The 18,006-nt window shown below is 73.3% G+C and carries 17 protein-coding genes and 3 pseudogenes; 14 read left to right on the top strand and 6 right to left on the bottom strand.

Annotation, left to right across the window (positions count from 1 at the left end):
* Positions 1 to 60: 60 nt before the first annotated feature.
* Together LPA42_RS28550 and LPA42_RS28545 are read right to left on the bottom strand one after the other, a co-directional pair.
* Positions 61 to 252 (bottom strand): hypothetical protein, encoded by a 192-nt coding sequence (locus LPA42_RS28550; protein WP_077938067.1) that lies wholly within the window; start codon positions 250 to 252, stop codon positions 61 to 63.
* 76 nt (positions 253 to 328) lie between these two features.
* The gene (locus tag LPA42_RS28545; RefSeq protein WP_228986990.1) at positions 329 to 532 is read right to left on the bottom strand and encodes a hypothetical protein; all 204 of its coding nucleotides are present in this window, start codon (positions 530 to 532) and stop codon (positions 329 to 331) included.
* 54 nt (positions 533 to 586) lie between these two features.
* Here LPA42_RS28545 and LPA42_RS28540 point away from each other — a divergent pair, with 54 nt between their 5' ends.
* From LPA42_RS28540 to LPA42_RS28530, 3 genes and pseudogenes are all read left to right on the top strand, one after another.
* A complete protein-coding gene (locus tag LPA42_RS28540; RefSeq protein ID WP_198956602.1) occupies positions 587 to 1,201 on the top strand; it encodes a class I SAM-dependent methyltransferase in 615 nt (204 codons plus the stop codon).
* Positions 1,202 to 1,310: 109 nt separating this feature from the next.
* Positions 1,311 to 1,610 (top strand): type II toxin-antitoxin system Phd/YefM family antitoxin, encoded by a 300-nt coding sequence (locus tag LPA42_RS28535; protein ID WP_176734164.1) that lies wholly within the window; start codon positions 1,311 to 1,313, stop codon positions 1,608 to 1,610.
* A pseudogene (locus LPA42_RS28530) lies at positions 1,607 to 1,848 on the top strand (type II toxin-antitoxin system RelE/ParE family toxin). Before LPA42_RS28535 ends, LPA42_RS28530 begins: the two are co-directional and overlap by 4 nt.
* Positions 1,849 to 1,954: 106 nt before the next feature.
* Here LPA42_RS28530 and LPA42_RS28525 read toward each other — a convergent pair.
* Positions 1,955 to 4,312, bottom strand: a complete 2,358-nt coding sequence (locus LPA42_RS28525) for a hypothetical protein (protein ID WP_077938068.1) — start codon at positions 4,310 to 4,312, stop codon at positions 1,955 to 1,957.
* Between the two features lie 193 nt (positions 4,313 to 4,505).
* Here LPA42_RS28525 and LPA42_RS28520 point away from each other — a divergent pair, with 193 nt between their 5' ends.
* The 6 genes and pseudogenes from LPA42_RS28520 to LPA42_RS28495 all read left to right on the top strand — a co-directional run.
* Positions 4,506 to 5,915 (top strand): class II fumarate hydratase, encoded by a 1,410-nt coding sequence (locus tag LPA42_RS28520; protein WP_198956603.1) that lies wholly within the window; start codon positions 4,506 to 4,508, stop codon positions 5,913 to 5,915.
* Between the two features lie 396 nt (positions 5,916 to 6,311).
* A complete protein-coding gene (locus LPA42_RS28515) occupies positions 6,312 to 6,992 on the top strand; it encodes a DUF5753 domain-containing protein (RefSeq protein WP_198956604.1) in 681 nt (226 codons plus the stop codon).
* Positions 6,983 to 7,165 carry a DUF397 domain-containing protein gene (locus LPA42_RS28510; protein ID WP_077938071.1) on the top strand — a complete coding sequence of 61 codons (183 nt, stop codon included), beginning with the start codon at positions 6,983 to 6,985 and terminating at the stop codon, positions 7,163 to 7,165. The genes LPA42_RS28515 and LPA42_RS28510 overlap by 10 nt, the downstream gene beginning before the upstream one ends.
* An 11-nt stretch (positions 7,166 to 7,176) precedes the next feature.
* A complete protein-coding gene (locus tag LPA42_RS28505; RefSeq protein ID WP_228986989.1) occupies positions 7,177 to 7,563 on the top strand; it encodes a pyridoxamine 5'-phosphate oxidase family protein in 387 nt (128 codons plus the stop codon).
* Positions 7,564 to 7,601: 38 nt separating this feature from the next.
* Positions 7,602 to 7,961: pseudogene (locus LPA42_RS28500) on the top strand (GNAT family N-acetyltransferase); the annotation flags it as partial.
* Positions 7,962 to 8,297: 336 nt separating this feature from the next.
* Positions 8,298 to 8,585 (top strand): annotated as a pseudogene (locus tag LPA42_RS28495) (GNAT family N-acetyltransferase); the annotation flags it as partial.
* Positions 8,586 to 8,652: 67 nt separating this feature from the next.
* Here the strand turns inward: LPA42_RS28495 and LPA42_RS28490 are convergent.
* On the bottom strand, positions 8,653 to 9,207 hold the full coding sequence (locus tag LPA42_RS28490) for a CGNR zinc finger domain-containing protein (RefSeq protein ID WP_077938076.1): 555 nt from the start codon (positions 9,205 to 9,207) through the stop codon (positions 8,653 to 8,655).
* A gap of 76 nt (positions 9,208 to 9,283) precedes the next feature.
* Between LPA42_RS28490 and LPA42_RS28485 the strand changes: the two genes are divergently transcribed.
* The 3 genes from LPA42_RS28485 to LPA42_RS28475 all read left to right on the top strand — a co-directional run bounded on the left by LPA42_RS28485 (position 9,284) and on the right by LPA42_RS28475 (position 12,928).
* Entirely contained in the window at positions 9,284 to 10,255 is a 972-nt protein-coding gene (locus tag LPA42_RS28485) for a DMT family transporter (RefSeq protein ID WP_077938077.1), read from the top strand.
* A gap of 133 nt (positions 10,256 to 10,388) precedes the next feature.
* Positions 10,389 to 11,087, top strand: a complete 699-nt coding sequence (locus LPA42_RS28480) for an HAD family hydrolase (RefSeq protein WP_077938078.1) — start codon at positions 10,389 to 10,391, stop codon at positions 11,085 to 11,087.
* Positions 11,088 to 11,257: 170 nt separating this feature from the next.
* Positions 11,258 to 12,928, top strand: a complete 1,671-nt coding sequence (locus LPA42_RS28475; protein ID WP_198956605.1) for a S8 family serine peptidase — start codon at positions 11,258 to 11,260, stop codon at positions 12,926 to 12,928.
* 254 nt (positions 12,929 to 13,182) lie between these two features.
* Here LPA42_RS28475 and LPA42_RS28470 read toward each other — a convergent pair whose 3' ends face one another.
* Entirely contained in the window at positions 13,183 to 14,382 is a 1,200-nt protein-coding gene (locus LPA42_RS28470; RefSeq protein WP_096761661.1) for a hypothetical protein, read from the bottom strand.
* Between the two features lie 224 nt (positions 14,383 to 14,606).
* Positions 14,607 to 15,296, bottom strand: coding sequence for an IclR family transcriptional regulator (locus tag LPA42_RS28465; protein WP_077938081.1), 690 nt, complete (start codon positions 15,294 to 15,296; stop codon positions 14,607 to 14,609).
* Positions 15,297 to 15,399: 103 nt separating this feature from the next.
* On the opposite strand from LPA42_RS28465, the gene cysS reads away from it, so the two are divergent.
* Together cysS and rlmB are read left to right on the top strand one after the other, a co-directional pair.
* Positions 15,400 to 16,815, top strand: coding sequence for a cysteine--tRNA ligase (cysS, locus tag LPA42_RS28460; RefSeq protein WP_077938082.1), 1,416 nt, complete (start codon positions 15,400 to 15,402; stop codon positions 16,813 to 16,815).
* Positions 16,815 to 17,945, top strand: coding sequence for a 23S rRNA (guanosine(2251)-2'-O)-methyltransferase RlmB (rlmB, locus tag LPA42_RS28455; RefSeq protein WP_077938083.1), 1,131 nt, complete (start codon positions 16,815 to 16,817; stop codon positions 17,943 to 17,945). Before cysS ends, rlmB begins: the two co-directional genes overlap by 1 nt.
* Positions 17,946 to 18,006 lie beyond the last annotated feature (61 nt).

Below are 18,006 nucleotides of genomic sequence, written 5' to 3'. Positions count from 1 at the left end.
CATCGGACACCGAGGAGCCCCGGTCGGCTGGCCGGGGCTCCTCGGTGTCGGGTGTTCGGGTCAGTTCCGGCGGTCGTGCGACTCGTACTCGTACAGGGCCGTCGCGCCCTCTCCGCGATCCTGGTTGGAGAGGGCCAGCCGCTTCACGGGGACCATGACGCGCTGCCCTGTCGCGCTGCTGCCGGCGTCGAACCACACTTCCACCGTGTCCCCAGCCGGTAGCTTCCGCGGGCCGATCGCCAGGATCGTCATGAGGCGCACCTTCCGATGCGGGGCGGCTGGAGGCGGTCAGGGAAACTGTTCATCGGGTCGGACCTCCCGTGTCCGATCAAGGCTCCCGGTTCGCGTGGCTGCGGAAGCCGCGTACCGGCTTGACCAGCTCGAACAGCACCCCCGCCGAGTCGATCAAGGAGGTGCGGACCTCCGATCCCTCGGCGCCGACGTAGCCGACCTCGAACTCAGCCGTCAGCGGCCCACCCAGGCCCGGCACCGCGCGCAGCACCCCGGCACCGTACCGGACGTGCCACCTCAACCCGGACGCGTACTGGGTTCGGGGCGGAACGCGGGCAGACTTTAGAGTGGCGCCGTGAGCAACCAGCCGGTCCGCGACGCCTACTCGCGCATGTCCGAGCAGTACATCGCCCTGTTCGATGGTGACTGGCAGGCCCACGTGGATGACACGGCCCTTGTCCGAGACCACCTCGTCGGCTTGGACGGCGCCGTGCTCGATCTCGGTTGCGGCCCCGGGCATTGGAGCGCCTACCTGCATTCGCTCGGCGCCAACGTGACCGGCGTCGACTTGGTACCTGAGTTCATCGGCTACGCCCGGACCCACTTTCCCGGGCCGGCGTTCCAGCTCGGATCAATGACGGACCTGGACCTTCCCGACCACTCGGTGGCCGGCATTCTCTCCTGGTATTCGACCATCCACCTACCGCCATCGGAGCTGGATGCGGTACTCGCCGAGTTCCGCCGGATGCTGCCTCCTTCCGGGAACCTGGTGATCGGCTTCTTCGACAGCGACGACGATGTGGCCGCGTTCGACCACAAGGTCCACACGGCATACCGCTGGCCCGTAGACACATTCTCTGCCCGCCTGGCAAAGGCTGGTTTCACCGAACTTCAGCGCTTGCAGCAGCAGTCCCCGGACCGCCCGGACCGCAAGTACGCGGCCATTGCCGCAACAGTCGCCGCGCCGTAGTGCCCGAGCGGCACACAGCTGACTGCCGGTCGAGGCTGAGTGATCAGATCCTCTCGGAGGGTGTGGAGTCGCCCTCTCCAATGCGGTACCGCATGGTACGGTTTGGTACATGATGAAGATTACCCTGCGAGAGTTCCGCGATGGCGCGGGCCGAGTGCTGGACGGGGTCGAGCGCACCGGAGAACCGGTCATCATCACCAAGTACGAGCGGCCCGTGGCCGTGTTGCTCGGAATCGACGAGTGGGAGGAGATCGAGGCCTTCCGAGACCGCAGGGACTCGGCGGTGATCGCTCGTTCTCGTGCCGAGGGTCAGTTCGTGCCGCTGTCGGCGGCTCTGGAGTCGCTCGGGGTTGATCCCCGCGAGGTGGAAGCGCTGTTGGCCGACCGGGCCGGCGGTGCCGCGGCGTGAAGGTTCAGATCGACCGGGATGTGTTGGTCTGGCTGCACAAGCAGCCGCGCAACGTGTTCCTGACGTCCTGAGCGCGATCCTCGGCCTGGTTTCCGACCCAGTGCCGCAGAGCTCGACCGAGATGCGCGATGGGTCCGGGCGTCGGTTGCGGGTCGGGGACTACCGCGTCCTCTACCGCCTCGACGGCGACGAGTTGACCATCCACGACGTCGGGCACCGCAAGGACGTCTACTCGTAAGCACGCAGCTCCGGCGGCCTTGTGCGGTGCCACGGCTGACCATCCTCGGGGAACGCGAAAGGGGTGCCGGGCGTGAGCCCGGCGCCCCTTCGGCGTACGGCGTGGGTCAGCTCGGGTCGATGAAGATGCTGTAGTACGTCGGGCCGGAGACGATCCCCGCCGCCGTGCGGCTGCGCACCGTCAGGCTGTGGCCGTACGGCGAGTCCGCCGCCCAGCTCACCCGGGCCGTGCCGGCCGCGCCCGCCGCCACGGTGACCTCCGCCCCGTCGTCGAACGAGTAGACGAACTCGGTGGTGCCCGGCAACTGGGCGGTGAACACGAACTCGCCGGTCTGCCCGACCACGGCACCGCCCTGCCAGCCGAACACGTCCGAGGTGACCAGCGGGCTCTGCGGGTCGACCCGGAACGAGTAGTACTGCGCGTCCGTGGTCACCCCGGCGGCCGTGCGCGCCCGTACCCGCAGCTCCACCCAGCCGCCGTACGTGTTGTCGTACGCCGACGGCGTCCACTCGACGCTGGCGGTGCCGTCCGCGTTCGCCGCCACGGTCCGCTCCGGCTCGTCGCGGAACTGGTAGACGTACGAGGTGACGCCGGTGACCGAGGGGTGCGGGGCGAAGGTGAAGGTGCCGGGCACGCCCGGTCCGCCGCCGGTCATGTTGCGCGGGTACGCCTCGGACGCCACCGTCGGCGCGACCGAGGCGGGATAGAACGCCAGGCCGATCGGGTCGGACTCCACCCCGGCGCTGGTCCGGCTGAACACCTCGATCGTGTGGTGACTCGCATCTGCCGGCGTGTACGAGATGGTCGCGCTGCCGTCCGCGCCAGCGGCGACGGTGCGCGGGTCGCCGTAGTCGAACGCGTAGACGTACTCGGTGACGTCGGCCATCGCCGGCTTGAAGGTGAAGCTGCCCTCGGTGCCGGCCGGCGCGCCCGGCGTTCCGTCGAACGGCCAGTCCTCGGAGGTGACGAATGGGGCGGTGCGCACGGAGAACGTGAAGCCGGCGTCGCCGGAGAGCACCCCGTCGCGGGTGCGGCTGCGCACGTGCACCGTGTTGCGCACCACCGTCGGCGTGACCGTCACCGTGGCCGCCCCGGCAGCGTCCGCCGCCACGGTCCGCTGGGTGCCGTCGTTGAGCGACCAGACGTACTCGACCACGTCCGTCATGTTCGGCGCGAACGTGAGCTCGCGCGGCTGCCCGAGCCAGCCGTCGGGGTTGCCGTCGGTGACGGTCGGGGCGGTGTTGCGCACCCAGAACTCGTAGCGGGTCTGCGGCGAGGGGTTGCCCGTGCGGTCCACGGCCTGCACGTAGAGCCAGTCCGGGCCGTACCGCTCGGGGGCGTAACTGACCGTGGCGGTGCCGCCTGGGCCGGCGGCGGCGTAGGTGGTGAGGCCGGAGCGGCCGTACCAGAATCCGGCGACGTCGTCGGCGGCGCTGGTGAAGGTGAAGTCACCGGCGATCCCCGGGCCGCCGTGGCCGGGGAAGCCCGGGTCGGCCGGGTAGTCGGCGGAGGCCACCGTGGGCGCGGGCGGGCGGACCGTGTCCACGGTGAACCGGCACTCCGGCGACCAGCCGGAGGCGGCGTGCTCGTCGGCGGCACGGACCGCGAAGGCGTACGTGCCGCCGTCGACCAGCAGGCCGCCGGGCAGCGTGTACGGGATCGTGGCCGGGGCGTACCAGACGGAGGAGGTCCACTCGGTCCGCTCGGCGGGCCGGTCGACCGGCCACCAGGCGAAGGTGGCCCGCACCTGGTCCCCGGCGTACGGCTCCAGCTTGTCCGGGTCGGTCACCTCGGCGGTGAGGACCGGCGTGGTGGTGCCGACCAGCAGCCCGTCGGCGCAGGCCCGGCCCGAGACGCTCAGCTTGCCCGGCACGTCGGGCGCGCCGTTCGCCTGCAGCGAGACGCCCGGCTTCTCCATCCGTCGCCCGAAGTGCTTGTTGCCCTCGTGGTCGCCGGCGATCCGGGCCATCAGCGTGAGCGAGTCGCGGCCGTCGGCGACGGCCTGCCGGAACACGTCGGTGACGCCCAGCTCCAGGTAGCCGGCCGGGCAGGGCGCGGTGGGACCGACGTCGCCGACCTTCTCGCGTACGGCGGGCGCGGTGTTCCAGGTGGGCGGGGCCGCCGGGGTGTCGGTGCGCCACAGCTCCAGCTCGCGCGGCTTCGTGCAGTCGGCGACCGAGGACTCCCCGGTGACGACCTGGGCGAAGATGACCTCCTTGCCCCGGTACGGGGTGAGGTCGAAGGTGAAGTAGGCCCGCGAGGTGTGCTTCACCCCGTCGGCCTGCCACGTGCCGACGGGCACGTCGGCGTCGGTGGTGGGGAAGGCGACGGTGGGCTGCCGGGCGTCGGTGTAGCTGACGCTGGTGGGCAGGACGTACCGGGTCACGCCGGCACTGGCCGGCGCGGCGGTCACGACCAGCGCGCCGGAGGCGGCGAGCAGGCCGGCGAGGCCGATGGTGGTCACGCGGCGCGGTGCGCGCCGCGGGCGTCCGGAACGAACGCCGGTGGAACCCCCGTTGAACTGCAAGTCAGGCCCTTTCGTGGAAGGCGACGATTCCATGATCTTAATTACGTGACTGTCTTTGCGCCCTCGACTTTCGGCCCGCCCGTCCGCCGGAGCGGGCGATCATCTGCGGGCCGGCGACGGCCGGGGCAGGATGGTGTGCGTGACGACTCCAGAGGCAGCGGGCTACCGGATCGAACGCGACTCGATGGGCGAGGTGGAGGTGCCCGCCGAGGCGCTGTGGCGGGCGCAGACCCAGCGCGCGGTGCAGAACTTCCCGATCTCCGGCCGGGGCATCGAGCCGGCCCAGATCAAGGCCCTGGCCCAGATCAAGGGCGCGGCGGCGCAGGTCAACGGCGAGTTGGGCGTGATCGACGCGGAGGTGGCCGCCGCGATCGCCACCGCCGCCGCGCACGTGGCTGACGGCGGCTACGACGACCAGTTCCCCATCGACGTGTTCCAGACCGGCTCGGGCACCTCGTCGAACATGAACACCAACGAGGTCATCGCCACCCTGGCCAGCCGGGAGCTGGGCCGGGACGTGCACCCCAACGACGACGTCAACGCCTCGCAGTCCAGCAACGACGTCTTCCCGTCCTCCATCCACCTGGCGGCGACGCAGTTCATCGTCGAGGACCTGCTGCCCTCCCTGACCCACCTCGCCGGTGCGCTGGAGACCAAGTCGGCCGAGTTCGAGACCGTGGTCAAGGCCGGCCGCACCCACCTGATGGACGCCACGCCCGTCACCCTCGGCCAGGAGTTCGGCGGGTACGCCGCCCAGGTCCGCTACGGCGTCGAGCGGCTGGAGACGGCGCTGCCCCGGCTGGCCGAGCTGCCGCTGGGCGGCACCGCCGTCGGCACCGGCATCAACACGCCGCTCGGCTTCGCTGCGGCCGTGATCGCCAAGCTGCGCGAGTCCACCGGCCTGCCCCTGAGCGAGGCGCGCAACCACTTCGAGGCGCAGGGCGCGCGGGACGCGCTGGTGGAGACGTCCGGGCAGCTCCGCACCATCGCCGTCGGCCTCTACAAGATCGCCAACGACATCCGGTGGATGGGCTCCGGCCCCCGCGCCGGCCTGCGCGAGCTGCGCATCCCCGACCTCCAGCCCGGCTCGTCGATCATGCCGGGCAAGGTGAACCCGGTCGTCGCCGAGGCCGTGCGGCAGGTCTGCGCCCAGGTCATCGGCAACGACGCGGCGGTGGCCTTCGCCGGCTCGCAGGGCGACTTCGAGCTGAACGTCATGCTCCCGGTGATGGCCCGCAACCTGCTGGAATCGATCAAGCTGCTGGCCGCGTCGAGTCGCCTGCTCGCCGACCGCTGCGTGGCCGGCCTGGTCGCGAACGCGGATGTCTGTCTCGCGTACGCCGAGGGCTCGCCCTCGATCGTCACCCCCCTCAACCGCCACCTCGGGTACGACGAGGCCGCCTCGATCGCCAAGGAGGCGCTGGCCAAGGAGATGGCGATCCGGGACGTGGTGATCGCCCGGGGGCACGTGGCCAACGGCAAGCTCACCGCCGAGCAACTCGACGAGGCCCTCGACCTGCTCCGGATGACCCACCCCTGACGCTCACCGGTCGGGATGGTTGCCGGTGCCGGTGCCGGTGCCGGTGCCTGTGCTGGGGCCAGGGCGCGGCGCAGGCCCGGCACAGCCAGAGCGGCCGAAGCGCCGCGTGCGGGGTCGGCGGGGGTACGACTCGTCGGTCGCGCGCGGGCCGGGACATGGAGCGGCCTCCCTAGGGAGCTGAGTCATCTGCGTCATCGCGCCCTGGTCGGGGACGCCCGGCCGGGGGAGCGGGGCGGTCCCCGGGCGGGCGACGGGGCCGGGGGATAGGCCACTTTGGCCGTCCGCCCTGCACAGTCTGGTGATTGGGTCGCTACTTTCGGAAGCGTCTCCGGCCGTTGCGAGAGCCGGGGTGTTCCCGGCGTCTCCGCAGCTGGCGGCGCATCGGAGCGGATCACCGTGAGGGTGGAGGGCCCGCCCGCTCCGAAATACCTGGAGCTGTTCGACGAGGCGCTCGACACCGGCGGCCTCTTCGGTCGCATGCTCGCCGAGCTGGTGACCCTGGACAAGGCCCAGGTCTGGCTGCGCGGTTGGCGGGTGATCCTGGGCCAGGCCCGCGCGCTGCGCTGGTTCGATCCGCTGCACGTGCCCGGCCTCTTCCAGACCGAGGCATACGCCCGCGCCGTCTTCGAAGCAGACGACCTGCTCGATGCCGAGGAGGTGCAGCGCCGGCTTGACGATCGGATGGAGAGCCAGGCAGTCCTCTACGGAGACTGTCAGCCCCTTGTCGTCGCGGTGGTCGACGAGTCCGTGCTCCGGCGCCGCGTCGGCAGTCGCAAGATCATGTGTGACCAGGCGTCGCATCTTGCGTGGCTGGCCACGGAGCATCCGGGGGTGCGGGTGCACGTGGTGCCCTGCACGGCCGAGGAGAATCCGGGCCTGAATGGACCGTTCATCCTCGCGACGCTGTCCGACGACGTCGAGTTGGCTTTCCTCGGTGGTCAGATCGGCGGGCAGGAACTGGACAAGCCCGAGGATCTGCGTCGTCTTCAGCGGACCTGGGAGGCTACCCTCGGCGCGGCGTTGCCCCCGCAGGAGTCGATCGATCGGTTGAGGGAAGTGGCGGAGTCATGGAGTTGATGGGTGCCCACTGGCGGAAGAGCAGCCGCAGCGGGTCGAACGACCAGTGTGTGGAGGTGGCGACGGATCTTTCCGGGGTGGTCGGGGCGCGGGACAGCAAGGACCGTTCGGGACCGGTGCTGACCGTCGACGCGCACGCGTGGTGGGCCTTCGTCGCGGCGGTCCCCCGCTGACCGGCCACACGGTGCCCGGACCGGAGGTCCTGGACCGCCTCGCCCAGGAGCGGATCGTCTGGCTGTGCACGGTGCGGCCGAACGGTTCGCCGCACGTCACACCGGTCTGGTTCCTGTTCCGAGGCGACGAGTGGTGGATCTGGACACAGGAGCGGAACCGCAAGGTCCGTAACATCGTCGTCGATCCCCGGGTGTCGCTGGCGCTGCCTGACGGCAAGTTCCCGGTCGTCGCCGAGGGTGCGGCCGTGATCGTGCGCCAGCCGTTCCCCGAGTGGGTCGACGACGGGTTCCGCCGCAAGTACGACTGGGACGTCACCGCCCCGGCCGGGCCCGCCGGGGAGAACGTCCTGATCCGGGTCCCCGTCACCCGCTGGCTGATGGCTGGCAGCGCCTCGTGACCGCCGGTCGGCCGGTTGATCGACTTCATGTCGGCGACATGGCGGTATCGGGCGGGTCGGAATACCGCCACCCGCCCGACATGATCTTCAGCCTGAAGGGCGTGCAGGGGGTGGCGGGGATGACGGGGGTCGACGGGTCCGGGGCGGTCCTGCTGGAGACGGGGCGGCTGCGGCTGCGCCGGTTCACGGAGGCCGATGCCGACGCCCTGACGGAGCTGGACTCGGACCCGGAGGTCATGCGCTACCTGACCGGTGGCCAGCCGACCCCGGCCGACGTGGTCCGGGGCGAGCTGCTGCCCCGCCTCCTGGCCGGGTACGACCGGTGCCCCGGCCTGGGCCGGTGGGCCGCCGTCGACCGGGCGACGGGGACGTTCCTGGGCTGGTTCGCCCTGGACGCCCCGGCGGCGGAGCCCTCGCCTGGGGCCGCCGCCCCGCAGGCAGGCGTGCGGCCCGAGGCAGGTCCCCCGGCGGCGGAGCCCGTGCCCGGGGCGGGTGCCCCGGAAGCGGAGCCCGTGCCCGGGGCGGATGCCCCGCAGGCAGGTCCCCTGCCCGGGCCGGCAGCGGGGGCAGCACCACCGGCGGCTGCACCACCGGCGGCTGCACCACCGGCGGCTGCACCACCGGCGGCTGCACCACCGGCGGCTGCACCACCGGCGGCTGCACCACCGGCGGCTGCACCACCGGCGGCTGCACCACCGGCGGGGGCGCAACCGGCGGCGGCGCAACCGGTGACGCAGGCCGAGTTGGGGTACCGGCTGCGGCGGGCGGCGTGGGGGCGCGGCCTGGCCACCGAGGGGTCCCGTGCCCTGCTCCGGTACGCGTTCGCCACCGTCGGCCTGGCCCGCGTGTGGGCGCAGACGATGGCGGTCAACACGCCCTCCCGGCGGGTGATGGAGAAGTCCGGACTGCGGTACGTGCGCACGTTCCACCTCGACTGGGCCGACCCGATCGAGGGCACCGAGCACGGCGAGGTCGAGTACGAGCTGCTCCGCGCGGAGTGGGCGGCGCGCGAGGCCGGTTGATCGACTTCATGTCGGGCGGGTGGCGGTATCCAGCGGCCGTTATACCACCACCCGCCCGACATGATGTTCAGCCCAGCCGGGGCCGGGCGGCGGCCCGGCGGGCCCGGTAGGCGGTGACCGCCGCCCGGTTGCCGCACCCGGCGTCGCAGAATCGGCGGGACCGGTTCTTCGACAGGTCCACCAGCACGTTGTCGCAGTCCGGATGGTCGCACACGCGCAGCCGGCTCAGCTCGTCTCCGCGTACCAGGTCGGCGAGGGCCATCGCGGCCTCGACGGCCATCCGGGTGGGCAGCGGCGCGTCCCTGGGCACGGCGTGCAGGTGATATGGCTCGTCGTCGTGGCGGATGAGCTGCGGCAGCGCCCCGGCGTCGCGCAGCAGCGCATTGACGGTGGCGACGACCTCGTCGGTGTCGGCGTACCAGATCCGGCGCAGCCGGGGGCGCAGGTCCCGGACGGCCCGCAGCTCCGCGTCGGTGCGTTCGTGCCGGCCGGTCCAGCCGTGCGTGGCGAGGAACGCGTCCAGGGCCGCCACGTCGGGCAGCGCCTCGCCGTGGCTGCCCCCGGTGTTGACCAGCGCGGCGGCGGCGATCAGCGCGGGCTCGGTGTCATGGGCGAAAAGCAACTTGACTCCTGTCGGCCGACCGACCTAGCGTCACGAGCATAAAGCTACTTGACTCATGACGTCCCGAGGAGAGTCGATGCGTCAACGACCCACCGGCGTCGGTCTCGGCCTGGCACTGCTGTCGGCCGTCACCTTCGCCACCTCGGGCACCTTCGCCCGGTCGCTGATCGAGGCCGGGTGGTCCGCGGAGGCCGTGGTGATCGCCCGGGTCGGCAGCGCCGCCGCCGTCCTCGCGGTGCCGGCGGTGCTGGCCCTGCGCGGCCGGTGGGACGTGCTGCGGCGCAACCTCGCCTCCGTGGGCGCGTTCGGGCTGCTCGCCGTCGCCCTGGCGCAGGCGTGCTTCTTCAACGCCGTGCGCTACCTCCCGGTCGGGGTGGCGCTGCTGCTGGAATACCTGGGCATCATCCTCGTGGTCGGCTGGATGTGGGCGGTCCACGGGCAGCGCCCCCGCCGACTCACCGTGGCCGGGTCGGTGGCCGCGCTCGCCGGCCTCCCCGCCGTGCTGGACGTCACCGGCGGCGGTCGCCTCGACCCGGCCGGCGTGCTCTGGGGGCTGGGCGCGGCCGTCGGCCTCGCCGGCTACTTCGTGATCGCCGGGCGACTCGACGACGGCCTGCCGTCGGTGGCGATGGCCAGCGCCGGCATGGGCGTCGGCGCGGCGGCCCTGCTCGTGCTCGGCCTCGCCGGGGCGCTGCCGCTGCGGGCCACCTTCGGCGAGGTGACCTTCGCGGGGCAGCGCACGAGCTGGCTGGTGCCCATCGCCGGCCTCTCGCTGGTCGCGGCGGTCGTCGCGTACCTGACCGGGATCGCGGCGGCCCGGATCCTCGGGGCCCGGCTGTCGTCGTTCGTCGGGCTGACCGAGGTCATGTTCGCGGTGCTCATCGCCTGGCTGGTGCTGGGCGAGCTGCCGACCGTGGTGCAGCTGCTCGGCGGCGCCCTGATCGTCGCCGGGGTCGCCCTGGTCCGGATCGACGAACTGCGCGAGGCGCGGGCCCTCGGCCGGTCGCCCGCCCGCCCCGCCGAACCCGCCCTCGCGGCCGAGGCATGACCAGCCGCCATCGCGCCGTCCGGGCCGGCAGCCGGCACCCGGTCGGGGCCAGCCGGGCCCGTACCGGCACGCCCAGCCCGGGGGAACAGGGCCGACGTGGCCCGGGGCCCGGCTCGGTGGCACCCTTGCCGGCATGCTGACCCACGTCGTGTTCGACGCCGACGAGACCCTGCTCGACCTGCGCCCGGCGGTCACCGGCGGGCTGGAGGCCGTACTCGAGGAGATGCGGCGGCTGACCCCGGCGGCGGCCGAGGTCACCCTCGCGGACCTCGAGTCGGACTGGGGTGCGGTCTTCGGGGCGCTGAGCGCCGCGCCGGTCAACGAGATCCGGCGGGCCGCGCTGGCCCGGTCGCTCGCCCGGGCCGGCCTCGACGCGCACCTCGACGACCTCGCGGCGCTCTTCTTCGCCCGGCGCTTCGCGCTCACCCGGCCGTTCCCCGACGCGCTGCCCGCGCTCGCCGCCCTGCGCCCGCGCTACACCCTGGGCTACGCCACCAACGGCAACAGCCGCGCCGAACGCTGCGGGCTCACCGGCGAGTTCACCTTCGAGGTGTACGCGCACGAGAACGGCCTGCCGAAGAAGCCCGCCCCCGAGTTCTTCGCCGCCGTGGTCGAGGCCGCCGGGGTGCCCCCGCGCCAGATCGTGTACGTCGGCGACTCCCCGAGCCACGACGTCGTCGCGCCCCTGCGGGCCGGGATGCGGGCGGTGTGGCTCAACCGCGGTGGGCTGCCCCGCCCGGAGGGCGTGCCCGCCGGCGCGGAGGTGTCCACGCTGGCCGCCCTGCCGGACGTGCTCGACCGGTACGCCCGGGTCGAACCGAGCGGCACGTAGGCCGCCCGGCCGGCGGGCCGCGAGCCCGCCCCGCCGGCCGGTCCGTCGGCGTTGGATGACAGCGGGCCGACGAAAGCCTGATTGCCGTGTAATACGGACTCCCATCTAGCGGAACGCTCCCAGGTGGTATGGGATGGCTGCCACGTCCCTCAACGAGAGGATCTGATGTGGTGAGCAAGCGCTTCACCGCCGGTGCCGTCGCAACCGCAACGGCGCTGGCACTCACGGTGACCGGCGTGGTGGGCCCGGCGAATGCCGAGCCGACCGTGACCCGGGAGTTCACCGTCGTGGCGGAGTCCGGCGTCTCCGCCGACGCGGCGATCGCCGCGATCAAGGCCGCCGGTGGCACGGTCGTGTCCCGCACCGACGAGGTCGGCCTGTACCAGGTCACCAGCGACCGCGCCGACTTCGCCAGCCGGGCCGCCGCGAACGCCGCCCTGCTCGGCGCGGCCGAGAAGAAGGCCATCGGCCGCAAGCCGAAGCTCGACCGGGTCGAGCAGGAGAACCTCCTCGCCCAGGCCAAGGCCAAGGTGAAGGGTGCCCCCGCCAAGCGGGGCGCGAAGCTGGACCCGCTGGACGACAAGCTCTGGGGCCTGGGCATGATCCGGGCCGACAAGGCGCGCAAGGTGGAGCCGGGCGACCGTCGGGTCACCGTCGGCGTCCTCGACACCGGCCTCGACGCCAGCAACCCCGACCTGGCGGCGAACTTCAGCTGGTCACTGTCGCGCAACTTCGCCCCCGACATCCCCGAGGTCGACGGCGAGTGCGAGGTGGCGAGCTGCCTCGACCCGGTCGGCACCGACGACGGCGGGCACGGCACCCACGTCGCCGGGACCATCGGCGCCGCCGCCGACGGCTTCGGCCTCTCCGGCGTCGCCCCGAACGTGACCCTGGTCGAGCTCAAGGGCGGTCAGGACTCCGGCTACTTCTTCCTCGACCCGGTCGTCAACGCCCTGGTCCACGCCGGCAAGGTCGGCCTCGACGTGGTCAACATGTCGTTCTACGTCGACCCGTGGCTCTACAACTGCACGGCCAACCCGGCCGACTCGCCGGAGGCCCAGGCCGAGCAGCGGGCGACCATCGAGGCCATGACGCGGGCGCTCAACTACGCGCACCGCAAGGGCGTCACCCTGGTCGGCTCGCTCGGCAACAACCACGAGGACCTGGGCGCCCCGCGCACCGACTTCTCCAGCCCCGACTACGGCGCCGACCCGTACGAGCGGCCGATCGACAACGCGAGCTGCTGGGACTTCCCGGTGGAGGGTCCGCACGTGATCGGCGTGTCGGCGGTCGGCCCGTCCGGCAAGAAGGCCGACTACTCGAACTACGGCACCGAGCAGATCGCCGTCGCCGCGCCGGGTGGCTGGTACCGCGACGGCTACGGCACCGACACCTACCGCCTCGACTCCAACATGATCCTCTCCGCGTACCCGAAGCACGTCCTCCAGGAGGAGGGCTCCGTCGACGAGAACGGCAACATCGTCGCCGGCTTCGAGGAGTCGGTGTTCAAGGAGTGCAAGGCCAACGGTGACTGCGGATACTACACCTACCTGCAGGGCACCTCGATGGCGTCGCCGCACGTCAGCGGCGTCGCCGCGCTGATCGTCAGCAAGTACGGCAAGAAGGTCAAGGGCGGTCTGGGCATGGACCCGGACAAGGTGGAGCGGCAGCTCTACCGTACCGCCGCCGAGCGCGCCTGCCCGGAGCCCCGGCTGCAGACCTACACCAACGAGGGCCGTCCGGCCGAGTTCGACGCCTTCTGCGCCGGTAGCTCGACGTTCAACGGCTTCTACGGTCACGGCATCATCGACGCGTACGCCGCGGTGACGACCCGCATGTGACATCCCGGATCCTCTCCGGCTGGGCCCGGGTGACCACGGTCGCCCGGGCCCTCGCGCGTTTCCGGCCGCTGGCGTCGCTGGCGTCGCTGGCGTCGCGCCATGTCGGCGACATGGCGGGGTCCAGGGGCCTGGGATGGCGCGATGTCGCCGACATGGCGGCGCAACCCGCCGCCCCGCCGCCCCGCCCCGTCGCGCCCCAGCTCAGGCCCAGGCACCGGCCCGTTTGGGGCCAGGTCGCCGGGTTGGGGGGCGGGTCATCGCCGCCAGCCTCGGGACACCAGGGCGGCGCGCACCTCGCGGACCACCGCCGGGAAGTCCCGGTGGAGGCGGCGGCTGGTCACGTGCAGCACGACCCAGCCCGCCCCGACGAGGTGGTTGAGCCGCTGGCGGTCGCGGTGCAGCTGCTCGGCGTCGGCGTGCCAGTGCCCGTCGTACTCGATGGCGACCCGGAAGGCCGGCCAGGCCAGGTCTGGGTGCAGGACCAGGCCCGACGCCAGCCGAACCGGGTGCTGGGTCACCGGGCGGGGCAGGCCGGCGAGCACCAGCCGCAACCGCAGCTGTGACTCCGGTGGCGACTGCGCGCCGCCGTCGGCGAGCCCGAACACCCAGCGGGCGCGCCGCCCGCCCGGCCGGTCGGCGTTGTGCTCGGTGACCGCCGTCAGGTCATCCCAGGTGACCAGCCCTCGGCCGAGCAGGCTGTCGACGATCGGCACCGCCTGGAACGGCTCCAGCCACACCGCCGTCTCCCATGCGGCCTGGGCCGGCTGCGTCCACCGCAGGGCCCCGACACCGGCGGCGGTCCCGTCGATGATGCCCAGCCCGGCGGCGGCCCGGTTGACGGTGCCCGGTTCGGCTGCGGTCCTGTCGACGGCAGCCAGGTCGGCGGCGGTCGCGTCGATGATGCCCAACCCGGCGGCGGTCCATTCGACGGCTCCCTGGCCGGCGGTGGCGGGACCGAAGGCCGGGTCTGCGGCGGCGCCCGCCGCACCCGTCCGGCTCCCGGCTGGGTGGTCGTCGAGTGTCCGGCCGCCGCCCGCCCGGTCGTCGAGTGTTCGGCCGCCGCCCGCCTGTGTGGCTGGGCCGCCACCCACTGGCAAGAGCGCCGGAGCAGCGCCGAGAGTGTGCACCCGGATGCCGGGCTGTGAGTCGATCCGGGCCGACCGGGGGACGAGCACATGCACGTCGTCGGTGAACGAGGCGGCGTGTTCGACGCCGAGCAGGTAGGCCGCCGACGGGCCGGCGAGCACGGCCTCGGGCGGCAACCGCAGCACGGCGGCGCGGCAGGCCAGGCCGTGGTCTCGGTGGAGTCGGGCGTCGGCGTACACGTCCTGACGCAGGCGCAGCCAGGACGCGCCGCGGAGCTGGTGCCGGCTTAGCAGCCCGAGCCGGACGGCCTCCGAGCCGCGGAAGACCTGCCGGGCCAGGGCAGCGGGGCGGGAAGGTTGTGGGGGCATGTCGACCAGCGTCACCGTCCCGGTACGCCTGGCGACACCCCTGTGGACAACCGGCCACCTCGCCGGCTCCCCACCCTGTGGATAACCGCCCAACCCGCCCTCGGATGTGCTAGCGGGGACGCAGTGTCGGCGACGTGGGGGTATCCGGCGGCTGGGATACCGCCATGTCGCCGACATGCCGGGCCCAACCAGCCCGGTCCGCCCCCTGCCCTGGCCGGCTCGCGTCAGGGGGCCAGCGCCGCGCTGATCGCCGCCGCTGCCGCGAGCACCTGCTCGCCGACCGACTCCGGGTCCAGCGGGGCCAGCGCCACCACGCCGACGCTCGCCTCCAGCCCCGGCACGCCGAGCACCGGCGCGGCCACACCGTACGCCCCGGGCTGCAACTCGCCGCTGGTGCTCACCGGGCCGGCGGATCCCGCGCGGGCGGCGAGGATGGCCCGCCCGGCCGCCCCCCGTTCCAGCGGATGCCGCGTCCCGGTCCGGTACGCCACGTGCAGCGACGTCCAGCTCGGCTCCACCACCGCCAGGGCGACCCCCTCGCCGCCCTCGACGACGGTCAGGTGCGCGGTCGCGCCGGCCTGCTCGGCGAGCCGCCGCAGGGCGGGCAGCGCCCCCTCGGCGAGCAGCGGCTGGGCCCTCCTCGCCAGGTGCAGCACGCCCGCGCCGAGCCGCAGCCGGCCGTCGCCGTCGCGGCGCACCATGCCGTGTCCGCTGAGCGCCCCGACCAGCCGGTAGACGGCCGCCCGGCCGATGCCCAGCCGGTTGGCCGCCTCGGTGACGGTCAGCCCGCCCGGCGCGTCGGCGACCAGGTGCAGCAGCCGCAGCCCCCGGTCCAGCGTCTGAGCTGTCTCACCACCGCGCGTGCCGTCGTCGGTCCGGGTCGTCGTGCGCTCCTGCCGCGCCGCCTCATCCACGAGGGGCAGCGTACGACCCGGCACGGGACGAACCGGGAACGCGGGGCGGCGGACGACCCGGCGCGGGGCGAACCGGCAACGTGTGGACGGCTACCCTGGAGCCGTGACGCTACGCCTGTATGACACCGCCACCCGATCGGTGCGGGACTTCGTCCCGCGGGAAGCCGGCAAGGTGGGGGTCTACCTGTGTGGTCTCACGCTCCAGGGTCCTCCGCACATCGGCCACCTCCGCTCCGGCGTCAACTACGACGTGCTGCGCCGCTGGCTGCTGGCCCGGGGGTTCGAGGTGCGGTTCATCCGCAACCTGACCGACATCGACGACAAGATCCTGGTGAAGGCCTGCGAGCAGGACCGGCCGTTCTGGTCGATCGCGTACGCCAACGAGCGGGCGCTGACCGCCGCCTACCGGTCACTGAACGTGCTGCCGCCGACGTACGAGCCGCGGGCCACCGGGCACATCCCCGAGATGCACGAGCTGATCGCGAAGCTGATCGACACCGGGCACGCCTACCCGGCCACCGACGGCTCGGGCGACGTCTACTTCGACGTGGCGTCCTGGCCGGCCTATGGCGCGTTGTCCGGGCAGGCGCCCGACGCGATGCAGGCCGCCGACGACGCCCCGGAGCGGGGCAAGCGCGACCCGCGCGACTTCGCCCTGTGGAAGGGCGCGAAGCCCGACGAGCCGGCCGACGCCTACTGGCCGTCGCCGTGGGGGCGGGGGCGGCCCGGCTGGCACATCGAGTGCTCGGCGATGTGCTGGCGCTACCTGGGCGAGGAGTTCGACATCCACGGCGGCGGGCTCGACCTGACCTTCCCGCACCACGAGAACGAGATCGCCCAGTCGCAGGCGGCGGGCCTGCCGTTCGCCCGCTACTGGGTGCACCACGGGCTGCTCGGCATCGGCGGGGCGAAGATGGGCAAGTCGCTCGGCAACGCCCTCGACCTGGCGTACGTCGCCTCGCTCGGGGTGCGCCCGATCGAGCTGCGCTACTACTACGCGGCGGCGCACTACCGGTCGCACATCGACTACACCGAGGACTCGCTGCGCGAGTGGGCCAGCGGCTTCCGGCGGATCGAGGGGTTCGTCCAGCGGGCCGCCGAGCGGGTCGGCCCCGGCGGGCTCGGCGAGCTGCCGGCCGGCTTCGTCGCCGCCATGGACGACGACCTGAACACCTCGGCCGCGCTCGCGGTGCTCCAGGAGGTGCTCCGGGAGGGCAACACCGCCCTGGCGACCGGCGACGATGTGACCGTCCGCACGGCGCTCGGCTCCGCGCGGGCGATGCTGGATATCCTCGGGATCGACCCCCTCGACGAGGCCTGGACCGGCGGCGGTCGCGTGGACGACCTGCGCGGCGTGGTCGACTCACTGGTCGCGCTGGCCCTGGAACAGCGCGCGCAGGCCCGCAGCCGCAAGGACTGGGCGGCCGCGGACGCCGTCCGCGACCAGCTCAAGCTGGCCGGCGTGGTGGTCGAGGACACCCCCCAGGGCCCCCGTTGGACTATTGGAGAGCAGGACTGATGGCCGGCAACTCGCAGCGCCGTGGCCGGCGACTGACGTCGAAGGCGGGTGCCCCCAAGGGCTCCGGCGGCAAGAACAAGGACTCCCTCGCGGGCCGGGGCAAGACCCTGCCCGCCGACGAGCGCCCCTGGCACAAGGCCTACTCGGGCACCGAGAAGCTGCCCCAGCGCACCGCCTGGAAGCAGGACAAGGAGCGCCGGGCGGCGGCCGAGGAGGGGCGCACCCCGAAGGTCGGCAAGCCGGGCACCAAGGACACCACCTGGGGCCGGGGCGGCGGCCGGGGGGTGCCGACCCTGCGGGGCGGCGCCGGCGGCCGTGGCGGCAAGCCGGCCGGGCGCACCGGGCCCCGGGTCGCGCCGGGCCGCAAGTCCAACCCGGCGAAGGACAGCCCGGAGCTGCTGGTCGGGCGGAACCCGGTGCTGGAGTCGCTGCGCGCCCAGGTGCCGGCCACCGCGCTCTACACGGCCCACGGCATCGAGATCGACGACCGGGTCACCGAGATCGTCCGCACCGCCGCCGACCGGGGCATCGCCATCCTGGAGATCAGCCGGGCCGAGCTGGACCGGATGACCGGCGGCGTGCTGCACCAGGGCATCGGCCTGCAGGTGCCGCCGTTCGCGTACGAGCCGTTCGAGGACCTGGTGGCGGCGGCGCTGGAGCAGACGGCCCCGCTGCTGGTGGCCCTCGACGGGGTCACCGACCCGCGCAACCTCGGCGCGGTGATCCGGTCCGCCGCCGCGTTCGGCGCGCAGGGCGTGTTCGTGCCGGAGCGGCGGGCCGCCGGGATCACCGCGACGGCCTGGCGCACCAGCGCGGGCGCGGCGGCGCGGGTGCCCGTCGCCCAGGTCACCAACCTGACCCGGTCGCTGAAGGCGTGCCAGGACGCCGGGTTCATGGTCGTCGGCCTGGACGCCGACGGCGACACCGACCTGTACGACCTGGAGGCGGCCGTCGGCCCGCTGGTCGTGGTCGTCGGCTCCGAGGGGCGCGGGCTGTCCCGGCTGGTCGGCGAGACCTGCGACCTGACGGTGAGCATCCCGATGGTCTCCGAGGTGGAGTCGCTCAACGCCAGCGTCGCCGCGGCGGTCACCCTCGCCGAGGTGGCCCGCCGCCGGGCCGCGGAGTCCTGACCCGCCGCACCCGACCGACGCGCCGGGCCGTCCCCGCACCAGGGGGCGGCCCGTCGTGCGT

The organism is Micromonospora sp. DH13 (assembly GCF_020873825.1).
GTDB classification, from domain to species: Bacteria; Actinomycetota; Actinomycetes; order Mycobacteriales; family Micromonosporaceae; genus Micromonospora; species Micromonospora haikouensis.
Note: the sequence above shows the minus strand (reverse complement) of the source record. Positions and strands in the feature narration are given on the sequence as shown.

Bases quoted from the DNA above. Each gene is read 5' to 3' on its own strand.
- LPA42_RS28550 (WP_077938067.1), bottom strand. From the start codon at position 252: ATGACGATCCTGGCGATCGGCCCGCGGAAGCTACCGGCTGGGGACACG.
- LPA42_RS28535 (WP_176734164.1), top strand. From the start codon at position 1,311: ATGATGAAGATTACCCTGCGAGAGTTCCGCGATGGCGCGGGCCGAGTG.
- LPA42_RS28520 (WP_198956603.1), top strand. From the start codon at position 4,506: ATGGTGTGCGTGACGACTCCAGAGGCAGCGGGCTACCGGATCGAACGC.
- LPA42_RS28510 (WP_077938071.1), top strand. From the start codon at position 6,983: ATGGAGTTGATGGGTGCCCACTGGCGGAAGAGCAGCCGCAGCGGGTCG.
- LPA42_RS28485 (WP_077938077.1), top strand. From the start codon at position 9,284: ATGCGTCAACGACCCACCGGCGTCGGTCTCGGCCTGGCACTGCTGTCG.
- LPA42_RS28480 (WP_077938078.1), top strand. From the start codon at position 10,389: ATGCTGACCCACGTCGTGTTCGACGCCGACGAGACCCTGCTCGACCTG.
- LPA42_RS28470 (WP_096761661.1), bottom strand. From the start codon at position 14,382: ATGCCCCCACAACCTTCCCGCCCCGCTGCCCTGGCCCGGCAGGTCTTC.
- rlmB (WP_077938083.1), top strand. From the start codon at position 16,815: ATGGCCGGCAACTCGCAGCGCCGTGGCCGGCGACTGACGTCGAAGGCG.